The organism is Pseudomonas sp. PLB05 (assembly GCF_021106615.1).
In the GTDB taxonomy this organism is placed as follows: Bacteria; Pseudomonadota; Gammaproteobacteria; order Pseudomonadales; family Pseudomonadaceae; genus Chryseomonas; species Chryseomonas benzopyrenica.
In genome coordinates, this window is sequence record NZ_JAJOHO010000003.1 from 825,197 (window position 1) to 839,831 (window position 14,635).

The 14,635-nt window shown below is 65.1% G+C and carries 10 protein-coding genes and 2 tRNA genes; 7 read left to right on the forward strand and 5 right to left on the reverse strand.

Annotation, left to right across the window (positions count from 1 at the left end):
• The first annotated feature begins 330 nt into the window (after nt 1-330).
• On the forward strand, nt 331-4,362 hold the full coding sequence (locus LRS53_RS16645; protein ID WP_231356635.1) for a bifunctional nitrate reductase/sulfite reductase flavoprotein subunit alpha: 4,032 nt from the start codon (nt 331-333) through the stop codon (nt 4,360-4,362).
• Between the two features lie 102 nt (nt 4,363-4,464).
• Here LRS53_RS16645 and LRS53_RS16650 read toward each other — a convergent pair.
• Nucleotides 4,465-4,559 (reverse strand) — tRNA-Sec (locus LRS53_RS16650).
• A 647-nt stretch (nt 4,560-5,206) separates the two neighbouring features.
• Between LRS53_RS16650 and LRS53_RS16655 the strand changes: the two genes are divergently transcribed.
• Entirely contained in the window at nt 5,207-5,740 is a 534-nt protein-coding gene (locus LRS53_RS16655) for a hypothetical protein (protein ID WP_231356636.1), read from the forward strand.
• A gap of 51 nt (nt 5,741-5,791) precedes the next feature.
• Here the strand turns inward: LRS53_RS16655 and LRS53_RS16660 are convergent.
• From LRS53_RS16660 to LRS53_RS16670, 3 genes are all read right to left on the reverse strand, one after another.
• Nucleotides 5,792-5,887, reverse strand: a tRNA-Sec gene (locus LRS53_RS16660).
• Between the two features lie 9 nt (nt 5,888-5,896).
• Complete coding sequence (gene selB / locus LRS53_RS16665) at nt 5,897-7,810, reverse strand: selenocysteine-specific translation elongation factor (RefSeq protein WP_231356637.1); 1,914 nt, start codon at nt 7,808-7,810, stop codon at nt 5,897-5,899.
• Nucleotides 7,811-7,899: 89 nt separating this feature from the next.
• Nucleotides 7,900-8,787 (reverse strand): LysR family transcriptional regulator, encoded by an 888-nt coding sequence (locus LRS53_RS16670; RefSeq protein ID WP_231356638.1) that lies wholly within the window; start codon nt 8,785-8,787, stop codon nt 7,900-7,902.
• 110 nt (nt 8,788-8,897) lie between these two features.
• Here LRS53_RS16670 and LRS53_RS16675 point away from each other — a divergent pair, with 110 nt between their 5' ends.
• The gene (locus tag LRS53_RS16675; RefSeq protein WP_231356639.1) at nt 8,898-9,884 is read left to right on the forward strand and encodes an aldo/keto reductase; all 987 of its coding nucleotides are present in this window, start codon (nt 8,898-8,900) and stop codon (nt 9,882-9,884) included.
• A gap of 46 nt (nt 9,885-9,930) precedes the next feature.
• On the opposite strand, the gene LRS53_RS16680 is transcribed toward LRS53_RS16675, so the two are convergent.
• Nucleotides 9,931-10,239: a DUF2288 family protein gene (locus tag LRS53_RS16680; RefSeq protein WP_231356640.1), complete on the reverse strand. Its 309-nt coding sequence runs from the start codon at nt 10,237-10,239 to the stop codon at nt 9,931-9,933.
• A gap of 214 nt (nt 10,240-10,453) precedes the next feature.
• Between LRS53_RS16680 and LRS53_RS16685 the strand changes: the two genes are divergently transcribed.
• The 4 genes from LRS53_RS16685 to livG all read left to right on the forward strand — a co-directional run bounded on the left by LRS53_RS16685 (nt 10,454) and on the right by livG (nt 14,630).
• Complete coding sequence (locus LRS53_RS16685; RefSeq protein ID WP_017642421.1) at nt 10,454-11,575, forward strand: branched-chain amino acid ABC transporter substrate-binding protein; 1,122 nt, start codon at nt 10,454-10,456, stop codon at nt 11,573-11,575.
• Nucleotides 11,576-11,689: 114 nt separating this feature from the next.
• Nucleotides 11,690-12,613: a high-affinity branched-chain amino acid ABC transporter permease LivH gene (gene livH, locus LRS53_RS16690; RefSeq protein ID WP_017642422.1), complete on the forward strand. Its 924-nt coding sequence runs from the start codon at nt 11,690-11,692 to the stop codon at nt 12,611-12,613.
• Nucleotides 12,610-13,866, forward strand: coding sequence for a high-affinity branched-chain amino acid ABC transporter permease LivM (locus tag LRS53_RS16695; RefSeq protein WP_064307298.1), 1,257 nt, complete (start codon nt 12,610-12,612; stop codon nt 13,864-13,866). The genes livH and LRS53_RS16695 overlap by 4 nt, the downstream gene beginning before the upstream one ends.
• Nucleotides 13,863-14,630, forward strand: coding sequence for a high-affinity branched-chain amino acid ABC transporter ATP-binding protein LivG (gene livG, locus LRS53_RS16700; protein ID WP_017642424.1), 768 nt, complete (start codon nt 13,863-13,865; stop codon nt 14,628-14,630). Before LRS53_RS16695 ends, livG begins: the two co-directional genes overlap by 4 nt.
• Nucleotides 14,631-14,635 lie beyond the last annotated feature (5 nt).

Below are 14,635 nucleotides of genomic sequence, written 5' to 3' on the forward strand. Positions count from 1 at the left end.
GCCTGCAGCCAGCAGAGGGCATCGCCGACTCGCCACCGGCTACCCGCCAGCCGGAACCACAACGGTGCAAGGCAAGGCCTGCCTGCCCCGTCACGGCGCACATCACCCGTGGTTGCCATGACGTCGAGCATGACTGCCGCCCCTCCGCCGGACCAGCAGTCATGCGCTCCCTGAGCCCGTCGGACCAAGCTGGCGCGGGCCTTGCTAAATACCCAGCATGGAGCGGTCAACGCCGATCGCCCCCTTTCACGACAAAGGCGCCGTGTTCGTCTCCCTCCGGGGAGCACGACCGGCGCCTTTTCGCTTTCTGGTTCTCGAAGGATCCTTGCCATGGCCACTACCCACATCAAGAGCGTCTGCCCCTACTGCGGCGTCGGCTGCGGGATCGTCATGCAGGTGGAAGACGGCCGGGTCACCAAGGTCAGTGGCGATCGCGACCATCCCGCCAATCGTGGCCGCCTCTGCACCAAGGGCAGCACCAGCCACCAGGCGCTGGTGGACAGCGGGCGCATGGCGCAGGCCTACGTCCGCCACGACCGCTCCCACGAACCGGTGCAGACCGCGCTGGACCAGGCCGTCGCTGCCACCGCCGAGCGGTTGCGCGCCATCCTCGGCCGCCACGGGCCGGACGCCATCGCCTTCTATGTGTCCGGCCAGCTGTCGCTGGAGGCCCAGTACCTGGTGAGCAAGCTGGCGCGGGGCTTCATCGGCACCAACCAGCTCGAATCCAATTCCCGGCTGTGCATGGCCAGCGCCGGCACCGGCTACAAGCTGTCCCTTGGCGCCGACGGCCCGCCCGGCTCCTACGACGACCTCGACCACGCCGATCTCTTCCTGGTCAGCGGCGCCAATATGGCCGACTGTCACCCCATCCTCTTCCTGCGCCTGCTGGATCGGGTCAAGCGCGGCGCCCGGCTGATCGTCATCGATCCGCGGCGCACCGCCACCGCCGAAAAGGCCGATCTCTTCCTGCAACTGCGCCCCGGCACCGATCTGCTGCTGCTCAATGGCCTGCTGCACCTGTTGCACGCCGAGGGCTATCTGGACGAAGCCTTCATCGCCGCCCATACCGAGGGCTGGGAGGCCATGCCCGATTTTCTCGCCGACTACAGTCCCGCACGCGTGGCCGCCGGGACGGGGCTGGCCGTGGCGGACATCCGCACCGCCGCGCGCTGGATCGGCGAAGCCGGTGAATGGACCAGCCTCTGGACCATGGGCCTGAATCAGAGCACCCATGGCACCTGGAGCACCAACGCCCTGTGCAACCTGCACCTGGCCACCGGCAAGATCTGCCGCCCCGGCAGCGGCCCCTTCTCCCTCACCGGCCAGCCCAACGCCATGGGCGGGCGCGAGATGGGCTACATGGGCCCCGGTCTGCCCGGCCAACGCAGCCTGCTGTCGGCCGCCGACCGCCATTTCGTCGAACGTGCCTGGGGGGTGCCGGAAGGCACCCTGCATACCCGTCTTGGCCAGGGCACCGTCGCCCTGTTCGAGGAGCTGGCCGCCGGCACCGTGAAGGCCTGCTGGATCATCTGCACCAACCCGGTGGCCAGCGTGGCCAATCGCGAGACGGTCATCCGCGGCCTGCAGGCCGCCGAACTGGTGATCACCCAGGACGCCTTTCTCGACACCGAGACCAATCCGTACGCCGACATCCTCTTGCCCGGCGCGCTCTGGGCCGAGGCCGACGGGGTGATGATCAACTCCGAGCGCAACCTGACCCTGGCGCCCCAGGCCGTCAATCCGCCCGGCGAGGCCCGCGCCGACTGGCGGATCATCGCCGACGTCGCCTGTGCGATGGGTTATGGCGAGCACTTCAGCTACGCCTCGGCCGCTGAAGTGTTCGACGAGATCCGGCAATTCCACAACCCCCAGACCGGCTACGACCTCCGCGGTGCCAGCCATGCCCGGCTGCGCCAGACGCCGCTGCAATGGCCCTGCCCCGGCCAAGAGAGTGATCCGCGCCAACCGATCCGCTATCGCAACGACGGCCGCAGCCAGACCCTGCGCCTGGATGAGACCGGTGAACCGACCGCCCTCAACTTCGCCACCGCCAGCGGCAAGGCGCAATTCTTCGCCCGTCCCCACCTGGATCCGGCAGAATTACCCGATGTCGACTACCCCTTCGTGCTCAACACCGGGCGTCTGCAGCACCAGTGGCATACGCTCACCAAGACCGGCAAGATCGCCGCGCTCAATCGCCTCAATCCGGCGCCTTTCGTCGAGGTGCATCCCCAGGATGCTCAGGCGTTGGGGCTCAGCGCGGGCGACCGGCTGGAGATCACCTCGCGCCGCGGCCGTGCCGTGTTGCCGGTGACCCTCAGCGACCGGGTCCAGCCCGGCAACTGCTTCGCGCCCTTTCACTGGGCCGACGTCCAGGGCAACGACCTGGCCATCAATGCCGTCACCAGCGACGCCGTCGATCCGCTCTCGCTGCAACCGGAACTCAAGGTCTGCGCCGTGCGCCTGACCCGCGTCGCCACCATTCCCCACCGCCAATTGCCGGCCGACGAGCCCGTCGCAGAGAGCGCTCAGTTGCCCGCCCTGGCGCGCCTGGCCGAGCTCACCGGGGTCGCAACCGCGGTACGGCCACAGCTCAGCGCGGCCGAACGCACCTACCTGGCCGGCTTCATGGACGGCCTGCGCGATGGCGGGGCCCAGGGCGTGCCCTGCCTGCCGGCCCAGGCGCCGCTGGCCGCCGACACCCGCCTCTGGCTCGACGGCCTGCTCGCCGGGTTGTTCAGCCGCCTGCCGGAAAGCCAGGCCGCCAGCCTGGCCATGGCCGCTACCGCCCCCGCCGATCTGGTGGTGCTTTGGGCGTCCCAGACCGGCAACGCTGAAGCCCTGGCCGAGCGCTGCGTCGCCCGCCTGTGCCAGACCGGTCTCAGCGTGGAATTGCACGACATGGCCGCCTATGCCGTGGAACGCCTGACCGGTGCCCGCCGCGTCCTGCTGGTCAGCAGCACCTTTGGCGATGGCGAAGCCCCGGACAATGGCCAGGCCTTCTGGCAGGGCCTCGATCGGCTCGACGCCTCCCTGGCCGAACTGGACTACGCCGTGCTGGCCCTGGGCGATTCCACCTACGACCAATTCTGCGGCCACGGCCAGCGCCTCGACGCCCGCCTGGCCGAACTCGGCGCCCGCCGCCTCTGCCCGCGCCTGGACTGCGACGCCGATGGCCTCGATGGCGCCGACGCCTGGCTGGCCGCCCTGCAAGGGCAGCTGGCGCCCCAGGCCACCAGCGCGCCCCTGGCGACTCCGGCCACCACCCATCGCCCGAGCACGGTGCCGGCGCGGCTGGTCATCAACCGGAGACTCAACAGCGCCGGATCCAACAAGGAGGTGCGGCTGTTCGGCCTCACGTCCGAGCAACCCCTGGCCTACCAGGCCGGCGACGCCCTGAGCGTGAAGGCGCGCAACTGTCCGGAGCTGGTCGAGGAAGTCCTCGCCCTCGCCGGACTGGACGGCGAACAACCGGTCGCCGTCCCCAAGGTCGGCGAGCTGTCGCTGCGCCAGGCGCTGGGCGAACACTACGAGATCGCCCGCCCCAACCCCGAGACTCTGGCGCTGATCGCCGAGCGCAGTGGCAATGCCGAGTGCCACGCCCTGCTGGGCGACCGCGACGAACTCAAGCGCTGCCTCTGGGGCCGGCAACTGGCCGATGTGCTGGCCCGCTTTCCCGCCCGCCATGACGCCAGTGAGTTGCTCAGCAGCCTCAAACGTTTGCAGCCGCGGCTCTATTCCATCGCTTCCAGCCCCCTGGCCCATGCCGGCCAGGTGCACCTCACCGTCTCGGCGGTGCGCTACGGTAATCGCAAGGGCGTGGCCTCCACCTTTCTTGCCGACCGCCTGCAGGACGCCACCACCGAGGTGCATATCCAGTCCTCGCGCCATTTCCGCCTGCCGGACCAGGGCGACGTCCCGCTGATCATGATCGGCCCCGGCACCGGTATCGCGCCCTTCCGCGGCTTTCTCCACGAGCGCCGCGCCCGGGGCGACCAGGGCCGCAACTGGCTGTTCTTTGGCGAGCAGCACGCTGCCCATGACTTCTACTACCGTGACGAACTGGAAGCCTTCCAGCGCGATGGCCTGCTGAGCGAACTGAGCCTGGCCTTCTCCCGCGACCAAGCCGAGAAGGTCTATGTGCAGGATCGACTGCGCGAACGCGGCGCCGAGGTCTGGCGCTGGCTGCAGGACGGCGCCCGCGTCTATGTCTGCGGCGACGCCAGCCGCATGGCCAAGGACGTCGACCAGGCCCTGCGCCAAGTGGTGGCGACCCATGGTCACCTCAGCGACGAGGCCGCCAGCGAGTACCTGCGCGGGATGAGCGAACAGAAGCGCTATCTGAAGGACGTGTATTAGGAAACAAGAGTCTATTGCTGCTCGGAACAGTCCCTTCTCCCTCAGGGAGAGGGCTAGGGTGAGGGCCCCACGAAGCTGAATAGCCTCTTCGCTAGTGAAAAATGGCGGAAGGCAGTGACAGTCGAATCCACCCGGGAACGGCTGACGTCCCCAACCGAGCTTGAAACTCAGACTACCACCGGCCTTGATTGCCTGCCTCATGCCACCATGCAGCATTTATACTGCACGGCCATTAGAAAAAAATTCTTCAGATTTTCCCGCATAGTACAGCTTTTTTAAAATCTTACAGCAGCATACTCGCAGATAGCACTCTAGCCTCCTCAAGATAACCCCTATACACCCGCACTTTCTTGCTAAGGCCTAGGCTTATCTTTCGCCCCTTGGTCAACTAGCTAACCGGTCACTGGATAGCGACAAAGGCGATACGGCGCCGCATACATATAAATGCATACACGAGAGACACAAATCCAGGCTCAGCGGTAGTTTTTACTCAGTCTTGAGCGTCAACTAAAACACACCCTTAGTAATTCAACATACATAAACATCCGAGCGATGGAAAGCCCTTAAGACAAGTGTAATATTCTAAATTGATTAAATCAAAACGCCATATCCCAACCCTAATCCATCTTATTTAGAGCATACATCAAAAAATGAATGAAAACTCACGGAATCCACAATCTCTGCGCTTGAAGAATTAAACAAAATTGAATCACGTAAAATCAAAAAAACAGACCTAGAAAAAGCAACTAACAAAATTTCAAATTGGCTACTAGCCGCATCAGTATTTCTAACTTCCATCTGCGCTGCATTTGTACTTCTATACACGCCGAGACCAGCATCAAATATGGCGAAAGATTTTGTCTTGATCACAACAGGCCTGTCTACGCTTTTAGTAATAACCGCCCTTATACTTCCAATAGGAGCATCTATAATTCTTCTATTTCGCTGGAAAAAAATATCCTTCAACAGTATAAAAGAAGACATTATTTATGAACAAAAACTAGCCGACCATTTAATGAGGTTTGAAGCAGAAACTTTATCTGACGCAGAGTTTTGGATAGAAAGAAAAATCAAAAGAATAAGCAATAGAATCAATCGTTTTTTTGGAGAAAAAACTGCAGCAGTCGGATTAATAGCTTTAAGCTACTCTTTTTCAAAAGAATTTGGCGGCTTTGAATGGATCAGCAAAACCTTAGCCAAGGGATTTAGCATCGATAATATTGGAAACACGCTACTGCTGTGGTCCGGAGCACTACTTGTGGGAGTTTCTCTAGGAGCAATACTCCTAGAGCAAGTCATCTCCCGATATAGGTTCCAGCTTGAAATTCTCGAGCTTGTCTATAGAAGACAAAAGCGAAGGGAAAGTAGTTGTGAGTAAGCCAAAAAAGTTCTATAGCAGATCGAACAAATGAAAGCGACAGTAACAAAATGGCGGAAGGCAGTGGGAGTCGAACCCACCCGGGAACGGCTGCCGTCCCCAACCGGGTTTGAAGCCCGGCCACGCCACCGGGCGTGATTGCCTTCCTTTGTTGCGCTAGCCCTCGGCCGCGCGGGCCCAGGCGCTGTCCGGACGAACCCGGCGCTCGTCACCGAAGCGACGGGTGAAACCGATGCGATCCAGGCATTCGAGGATCTGGATGCTGCGCTTGCGACCGATGCCGAGGGCATCGCGGAAGGCCGCGGCGCGAATGATCCCTGCTTCACGCTCCAGGCGCAATGCCTCACCGGCCGCGGCTTCCAGGCTGGCCTGGGGATAGAAGAGATCCCTGACCACCTGGGTCAGTTCCCCTAGTCGGGCCAGTTTGCGCAGCAACAGCCGCACCTCGGCCTCGGGCTGATCCAGACTCTTGGCGAGATCCCGCGTCCAGGGCGGATCGAAGCGCTGGGCCGTGAGCAATGGCCAGAGCTTGGCCTTGAGCCCCTCCTCCGCCTCGGTGAGGCGAACCCGGTGATCGGGCAGGTGCAACCAGGGACCGCTGCTCTGCAATCGCCCCTTGGCCAGGGCCGTCTCCAGCAGGGCCAGATAGACCGCCCGCTCCAGTTCCGGCGCGGCGATGCGGCGGAGGCGATCCCGATCCGGCCCCAGCTCGTCGGGTTGTTCCTGGTGAAAGGTGGCGAGCGCTTCGCTCAGGCGCTCGAGTGCTGCCTGCCACAAAGAGGCTGCAAACAGCCGCGGGCCGACCCGTGTCTCCACCCTCAGGGTATCGGCGGGCAGTTGCCAGTCGCCTTCGGGTCGGTTGAACTGACGCGCCAGCAGCCGTGGATCGAGACCGCCGTCGGCCTGGGCCAGGAGTTCAGGCAGCGCCTCCTCCAGACCGCCCCGACGCAGTGCCTGGAGTTGTGCCAGTCGCTGCGGCGTGCGGCGATGGCGCGCCGGGGCGAAGGGATCGAGCAGCCGGGCACCACCCAGGGTGCGCTGGGCGGACTGGTCACGTAGGACCAGGCGATCGCCATGCACCCCGTGCAGCGGCGCATTGAGTACCAGCTGTGCCAGGGCCATGGTGCCAGGAGCTAGGCTGTCGCCTGCCAGCAGGGCGACGCGCCCGGTGAGATCCTGGGCGCCCAGGTGCACGTGCACCGGCGTCCAGTGCGCCAGGTTGCGCGCCTCGCCGGGCAGCAGCCGTAGCTCCACGTCGATCCGGGTGGTGGGCGCATGCAGCGCCTCGGCCACCAGCCAGTCACCGCGGGCCAGGCTGTCGGTGCTCAGCCGCTCGCCGGCGAGATTGAGCGACACCCGCTGGCCGGCCTGAGCGGTTTCCGCCGCGCGATTCTGGGCGTGCAATCCCCGCACCCGCAGGCGCTGGCCACGCGGGGTGAGGATGAGTTCGTCGCCGACGGCCACCTGACCGGCGAAGGTGGTGCCGGTGACCACCACGCCGGCTCCGGCCACGCTGAATACCCGGTCCACGGCCAGGCGAAAGCCACTGCGGGTGTTGCGCTGGCGCACCTGGTCCAGCGCGGCGAGCAAGGCGGCGCGCAACGCGGGGATGCCCGCGCCGCTAGGGCTGGCCACCGGATACAGCGGCGCCCCGGCAAAGGGCCCGGCAGCCAGCAGCGCATTGACCTCCTGACGCACCTGGGCCAGTCGCTCGGCATCCACCCGATCGGCCTTGGTCAGGGCCACCAGCAGCCGGGGAATGCCGAGCAATTCGAGGATCGCCAGGTGCTCGCGGGTCTGCGGCATGACGCCGTCGTCGGCCGCCACCACCAGCAGGGCCAGATCCAGGCCGCTGGCGCCCGCCAGCATGTTGTGCACGAAGCGCTCGTGACCGGGCACGTCGATGAAGCCGGTGAGGCCGCCATCGCCCAGATCGGCATAGACATAGCCCAGGTCGATGGTGATGCCGCGCGCCTGCTCCTCGCGGCGGCGGTCACCGGCGACCCCGGTGAGGGCCTGGATCAGGGCGGTCTTGCCATGGTCGATGTGACCGGCGGTGCCGATGATCATGGGCACGGTACCAGGCGGATGAACAGGGACGTCATGGCGGCTCCAGGCGGCGGACTGGCGCTTAGGGTAGCGGCGCCCCGCGTGATCGCCTAGCCATGACGCTCGCGCAAGAAGGCCACGAAGGCCCGCAGCGGGGCCGGTAGCTGGCGGCGATCCGCATAGTAGAGCCGCGGACCGGGAAAGGACGTGGACCAGTCCGCCAGCACTTCCACGAGGCGACCGTCGGCCAGTGGCTCGGCCAGATAGTCGGCGAAGGAATAGATCAGGCCGACGCCGTCGAGGGCGGCCTGCAATTCCAGATCGAGTGTCGAGGCCAGCAGGCGACTGCCCGGCGCGACATTGAGGACCTCGCTGCCGCGCTCGAAGCTCCACTGCGCCACCAGGCCGCTGGCGAAGCGATGCCCGATGCAAGAATGCCGGACCAGGTCGGCGGGGTGTGCCGGTACGCCGTGTCGTTCCAGGTAGGCAGGGGTTCCGGCCACGGCGAATCTTTGGGTGACCGGACCCAGCCGTACGCTGATCATGTCGGCCTCCAAGTGCTCGTCGTAGCGCACCCCGGCATCGAAACCCGCGGCGAGCACGTCGATCAGCCGGTCTTCGGCCACCACTTCCAGGCGTATGCCGGGATGCCTGGCCAGAAAGGGCCCGATCAGCGGCGGCAGCAGTACCCGGGCGACGATGGTGGGCACATTGAGTCTCAGGCTGCCGACCGGGCTCTCGCCCTCGGCATTGATGGCGTCCAGCGCGCCGCGCACCTCGCGCAGCGCCGGGGTCAGGCGCTCCAGCAGGCGCTGGCCGGCCGCGGTGGGCGTCACGCTGCGGGTGGTGCGGTGCAGCAGCCGGACATCCAGTTCCCGTTCCAGCCGGCGCACGGCATCGCTCAGGGAAGACGCCGCCACGCCGCGCACATAGGCGGCGCCGCGAAAGCTGCGGGCCTCGGCCACGGCGGCGAAGGCCGCCAGGTCATCCAGATTCAAGGCGCCTCCATTGTACGGCTGAGCGAACAGGTCGTTGTGTCGAGAGCGGATTATCGCACAGCATCATCCTGGCTAGAGTGAAGCCTCATCCATCTGACGAGGAATCCCTCATGCAACAGCGTCGCTTGGGCCAGCAGGGCCCCTTGGTATCGAGCCTTGGTCTGGGCTGCATGGGCATGTCCGACCTCTATGGCGCCGCCGACCGTGGCGAGGCCATCGCCACCGTCCAGGCCGCCCTCGAACGTGGCGTCACCCTGTTCGACACCGGTGACTTCTATGGCATGGGCCACAACGAACTGCTGCTGGGCGAAGCCTTGCGCGGTCGCCGGGATAGTGCACTGATCAGCGTCAAGTTCGGCGCTCTGCGCGGTCCGGGCGGCGAGTGGCTGGGCTACGACACCCGGCCGGCGGCGATCAAGAATTTCGTCGCCTACAGCCTCAAGCGTCTGGGCGTGGACCACATCGACATCTATCGTCCGGCGCGGCTGGATCGCCAGGTGCCCATCGAGGACACCATGGGCGCCCTCGCCGAATTGGTGCAGGCTGGCTACATCCGCCATATCGGCCTTTCGGAAGTGGGGGCCGAGACCCTGCGGCGAGCAGCGGCCGTGCATCCGGTCTGCGACCTGCAGATCGAGTATTCGCTGGTCTCGCGCGGCATCGAGACGGAAATCCTGCCGACCTGCCGCGACCTGGGCATCGGCATCACCGCCTATGGCGTGCTCTCCCGGGGTCTGCTCAGCGGCCACTGGCGCCAGCCCGCCGGCAGCGGTGACTTCCGCGCCCACAGTCCGCGCTTTCAGCCGGGCAACGTGGAGCGCAACCTGGCGTTGGTGGAAGGTCTGCAACAATTCGCCGAACGCCGGGGCACCACCCCTGCCCGGCTGGCGGTCGCCTGGGTCGCCGCCCAGGGCGACGACATCGTGCCCCTGGTCGGTGCCCGCCGCCGCGAACAACTGGACGAATCTTTCGGTGCGCTGGCAGTGACCCTGAGCGCCGCGGACCGCGCCGAGCTGGAACGGCTGCTGCCACCAGACGCCGTGGCCGGCGATCGCTACGGCGAACACCAGCTCCGCGATCTCGACAGCGAACGCTGAGTTACGCCCGCTAGCCAACGGCCCGCCTTGCGCGGGCCTTTGCGTTTCAGCGCTCGGCCGGACGCTCCTGCATCAGCACCCAGGGCGCGACCACCACCGCCCACAGGGCTACCGCCGGCGCTTCCAGTCGGCGGCGCGCCCGGTTTTCGTCGACCTTGGCCAGCTGGCCCTGCTGCAGCCACAGCCCCACCTGGGCGGCATCATCCTGGGTCACGGCGATGGCCGCCTCGATCAGGTCCAGCTCCGGTGCCACTTCCAGCAGCACGCCCCGCGCAAAATGCGGTTGCAATTCTTCCCAGCCGATGGCGGCAGTCTGCCCGAGCAGGGTGGCGTAGCGCGTTGCGTGATCGGTCATGGTGCGGGCCTCGTGAAAAGGGCGGATTCTACCGGCGCCCTCTTCGCTTGCCGAGCGCCCGGACGCGCGGTCGACAAGTCCGACAAGTTGTCGTCGCCAGCTTTCCAAGACGAACAGACGGTGATTAAACTGCGCAGCGCGTCATATAGAACAAAATCGGCACACTTTCGCTTCCAACTGCCTCATTAATAAAAGCATTCCGAGTGGAGCACTCATGAAAAAGGCAACTCTGCGTTTCTCCCGTCTGATCGCGGCCCTGGCCCTGGCCGGCATGGCCAGCCACACCCTGGCAGCCGACACCCTGAAGATCGGTCTGGCCGGCCCCAAGACCGGTCCGGTCGCCCAGTACGGTGACATGGAGTTCATTGGTGCTCAGATGGCCATCGAGCAGATCAACAAGGCCGGCGGCGTCAAGGGCAAACAGCTCGAAGGCGTGATCTACGACGACGCCTGCGATCCCAAGCAAGCTGTGGCCGTAGCCAACAAGATCGTCAACGATGGCGTCAAGTTTGTCGTCGGTCACCTCTGCTCCAGCTCGACCCAGCCCGCCTCCGACATCTATGAAGACGAAGGCATTCTGATGGTGACTCCGGCGGCCACCAGCCCCGACATCACCAACCGTGGCTACAAGCTGATCTTCCGCACCATCGGCCTGGACAACATGCAGGGCCCGACCGCCGGCAAGTTCATCGTCGAGCACGTCAAGCCCAAGGTCGTCGCCGTCATCCACGACAAGCAGCAGTACGGCGAAGGCATCGCCACCGCGGTCAAGCAGACCCTGGACAAGGCCGGCATCAAGGTCGCCATGTTCGAAGGCATCAACTCCGGCGACAAGGACTTCTCCTCGCTGATCGCCAAGCTCAAGCAGGCCAACGTCGATTTCGTCTACTACGGCGGCTACCACCCCGAGCTGGGTCTGATCCTGCGCCAGGCGGCCGAGAAGGGCCTGACCGCCAAGTTCATGGGTCCGGAAGGCGTGGGCAACAGCTCCATCTCCGCCATCGCCGGCAAGGCCTCCGAAGGCCTGCTGGTCACCCTGCCGCGCTCCTTCGACCAGGATCCCAAGAACCAGGCCCTGGTGCAGGCGTTCAAGGACAAGAAGCAGGATGCGAGCGGTCCCTTCGTGTTCCCCTCCTACGCCGCCGTGCAGGTCATCGCCCAGGGCATCGAGAAGGCGGGCGACGAGAAGCCCGAGGACGTGGCCAAGGCACTGCGCAGCAACACCTTCAACACCCCCACCGGTGAGTTGGCGTTCGACGAGAAAGGCGACCTGAAGAACTTCGAGTTCGTGGTCTACGAATGGCACGCCGACGGCTCCAAGACCGAAGCCAAGTAAGCCCTGCCTGTAACACCGGAGCCCACCGCCAACGGCGGTGGGCTTCGTTTATCCGCCTCCATCCGAGGCCTGGGACCCGCACCAGAAGTGCACTTGGGTCCCCTGGAGACACCCATGCCCGAGTTCTACCATTACCTGCAACAGCTGGTGAACGGCCTCACGGTCGGCAGCACCTATGCCCTGATCGCCATCGGCTACACCATGGTCTACGGCATCATCGGCATGATCAACTTCGCCCATGGCGAGGTGTACATGATCGGCTCCTACGTGGCCTTCATCGCCATTGCGGGCCTCGCCATGCTGGGCATCCACAGCCTGCCCATCGTCATGCTCGCCGCCTTCGCCGCCAGCATCGTCATCGCCAGTGCCTATGGCTACAGCATCGAACGCATCGCCTATCGCCCCCTGCGTGGCGGTAACCGGCTGATCCCGCTGATCTCGGCGATCGGCATGTCGATCTTCCTGCAGAACTGGGTGCTGCTGGCCCAGGATTCCAAGGACAAGTCGATCCCCAACCTGCTGCCGGGCAACTTCATCATCGGCACCGACGCCATGAATGGCGTGGTGATCTCCTATGTACAGGTGCTGATCTTCATCGTCACCCTGCTCACCATGTTCGGCCTGACCTGGTTCATTTCCCGCTCCCGCCTGGGCCGCGCCTGCCGCGCCTGCGCCGAGGACATCAAGATGGCCAACCTGCTGGGCATCAACACCAATGGCATCATCGCCCTGACCTTCGTCATCGGCGCCACCCTGGCCGCCGTGGCCGCGGTGCTGCTGGGCATCCAGTACGGCGTGATCAACCCAAGCCTGGGCTTCCTGGCCGGCATCAAGGCCTTTACCGCCGCCGTGCTCGGCGGCATCGGCAGCATCCCCGGCGCCATGCTCGGCGGCCTGGTGCTGGGCGTGGCCGAAGCCTTCGGTGCCGACGTCTTCGGTGACCAGTACAAGGACGTGGTGGCCTTCAGCCTGCTGGTACTGGTGCTGCTGTTCCGCCCCACCGGCATCCTCGGTCGCCCGGAGGTGGAAAAGGTATGAGTGCCCGTCTGCGAACCGCCTTCTTCAGCGCCCTGCTGGTGCTGGCCGTCGCCTATCCCATCCTCGGCCTCAAGCTGGAAACGGTCGGCGTCAACCTCGAAGTGCACGGCGCCACGCCGCGTACCCTCTGGATCGTGGCCCTGGCCGCGGTGCTGATGTTCGTCTGGCAACTGGTGCGTGATCCGCTCACCGCCGGCTGGCGTAACCGCGGCGGCCTGCAGCTGCCGGTTACCGGCCTGGGCACCAAGCTCACCGAACCCAAGACCCAGCGCTGGGTGATCCTGGCCCTAGTGCTGGTCGCCCTGGCGTGGCCCTTCTACGGCTCGCGCGGCGCGGTGGACATCGCCACCCTGATCCTCATCTACGTGATGCTTGGCCTCGGCCTGAACATCGTGGTGGGCCTGGCCGGTCTGCTCGACCTGGGCTACGTCGGCTTCTATGCCGTCGGCGCCTACACCTACGCCATGCTCTCCCACTACTACGGCCTCGGCTTCTGGGTCTGCCTGCCGCTGGCGGGGCTGATGGCGGCACTGTTCGGCTTCCTGCTCGGCTTTCCGGTGCTGCGCCTGCGCGGCGACTACCTGGCCATCGTCACCCTGGGCTTCGGCGAGATCATCCGCATCCTCCTGCGTAATCTCACCGAATGGACCGGCGGCCCCAACGGCATCAGCGGCATCGACAAGCCGACCCTGTTCGGCCTGACCTTCGAGCGCCGGGCACCCGAGGGCATGACGCCCTTCCACGAGTATTTCGGCATCCCCTACAACTCCGAGTACAAGGTGATCTTCCTTTATTTGATCGCCCTGCTGCTGGTGCTGCTGACCCTGTTCGTGATCAACCGCCTCCTGCGCATGCCCATCGGCCGCGCCTGGGAGGCTCTGCGCGAAGACGAGATCGCCTGCCGCGCCCTGGGTCTGAACCCCACGCTGATCAAGCTCTCGGCCTTTACCCTGGGCGCCTGCTTCGCCGGTTTCGCCGGCAGCTTCTTCGCCGCCCGCCAGGGCCTGGTGTCGCCGGAATCCTTCACCTTCATCGAATCGGCCATCATCCTGGCCATCGTGGTGCTGGGCGGCATGGGCTCCCAGCTCGGCGTGATCCTCGCGGCCATCGTGATGATCCTGCTGCCGGAGCTGATGCGCGAATTCAGCGAATACCGCATGTTGATGTTCGGCCTGCTGATGGTCGTGATGATGATCTGGCGTCCGCAAGGCCTGCTCCCGATGCAACGCCCGCACCTGGAGTTGCGCAAATGAGCCAAGCCCTTCTCGATGTCTCCGGCCTGTCCATGAGGTTCGGCGGCCTGCTGGCCGTCAACGGCGTCAACATCCGCGTGGAGCAGGGCCAGGTGGTCTCGCTGATCGGCCCCAACGGCGCCGGCAAGACCACGGTGTTCAACTGCCTGACCGGCTTCTACCGTCCCAGCGGCGGGGAGATCCTGCTGAATGGCGAAGCCATCCAGGGCTTGCCCGGGCACAGGATCGCCCGCAAGGGCGTGGTGCGCACCTTCCAGAACGTCCGCCTGTTCAAGGAAATGACCGCGGTGGAGAACCTGCTGGTGGCGCAGCACCGCCACCTCAACACCGGCTTCCTGGCCGGGCTGTTCAAGACCCCGGCCTTTCGCAAGAGCGAAGCCGAGGCCATGGACTACGCGCGCTTCTGGCTGGAGCAGGTAAACCTCACCGAATTCGCCAACCGCAACGCCGGCAACCTCGCCTACGGCCAGCAGCGCCGCCTGGAAATCGCCCGCTGCATGATGACCCGCCCGCAGATCCTCATGCTCGACGAGCCGGCCGCCGGTCTCAACCCGCGCGAGACCGAGGACCTCAAGGCGCTCATCGCCCTGCTGCGCGCCGAGCACGGCGTGACCGTGCTCTTGATCGAGCACGACATGCACCTGGTGATGAGCATTTCCGACCACATCGTGGTGATCAACCAGGGCACTCCCCTGGCCGACGGGACGCCGGAGCAGATCCGCAACAATCCCGACGTGATCAAGGCCTACCTGGGCGAATCCTGATGGAG

What these genes read in the sequence shown, in the direction of transcription:
- LRS53_RS16645 (WP_231356635.1), top strand. Translation starts at nt 331, where the DNA reads ATGGCCACTACCCACATCAAGAGCGTCTGCCCCTACTGCGGCGTCGGC.
- LRS53_RS16655 (WP_231356636.1), top strand. Translation starts at nt 5,207, where the DNA reads ATGGCGAAAGATTTTGTCTTGATCACAACAGGCCTGTCTACGCTTTTA.
- selB (WP_231356637.1), bottom strand. Translation starts at nt 7,810, where the DNA reads ATGATCATCGGCACCGCCGGTCACATCGACCATGGCAAGACCGCCCTG.
- LRS53_RS16675 (WP_231356639.1), top strand. Translation starts at nt 8,898, where the DNA reads ATGCAACAGCGTCGCTTGGGCCAGCAGGGCCCCTTGGTATCGAGCCTT.
- LRS53_RS16680 (WP_231356640.1), bottom strand. Translation starts at nt 10,239, where the DNA reads ATGACCGATCACGCAACGCGCTACGCCACCCTGCTCGGGCAGACTGCC.
- LRS53_RS16685 (WP_017642421.1), top strand. Translation starts at nt 10,454, where the DNA reads ATGAAAAAGGCAACTCTGCGTTTCTCCCGTCTGATCGCGGCCCTGGCC.
- livH (WP_017642422.1), top strand. Translation starts at nt 11,690, where the DNA reads ATGCCCGAGTTCTACCATTACCTGCAACAGCTGGTGAACGGCCTCACG.
- LRS53_RS16695 (WP_064307298.1), top strand. Translation starts at nt 12,610, where the DNA reads ATGAGTGCCCGTCTGCGAACCGCCTTCTTCAGCGCCCTGCTGGTGCTG.
- livG (WP_017642424.1), top strand. Translation starts at nt 13,863, where the DNA reads ATGAGCCAAGCCCTTCTCGATGTCTCCGGCCTGTCCATGAGGTTCGGC.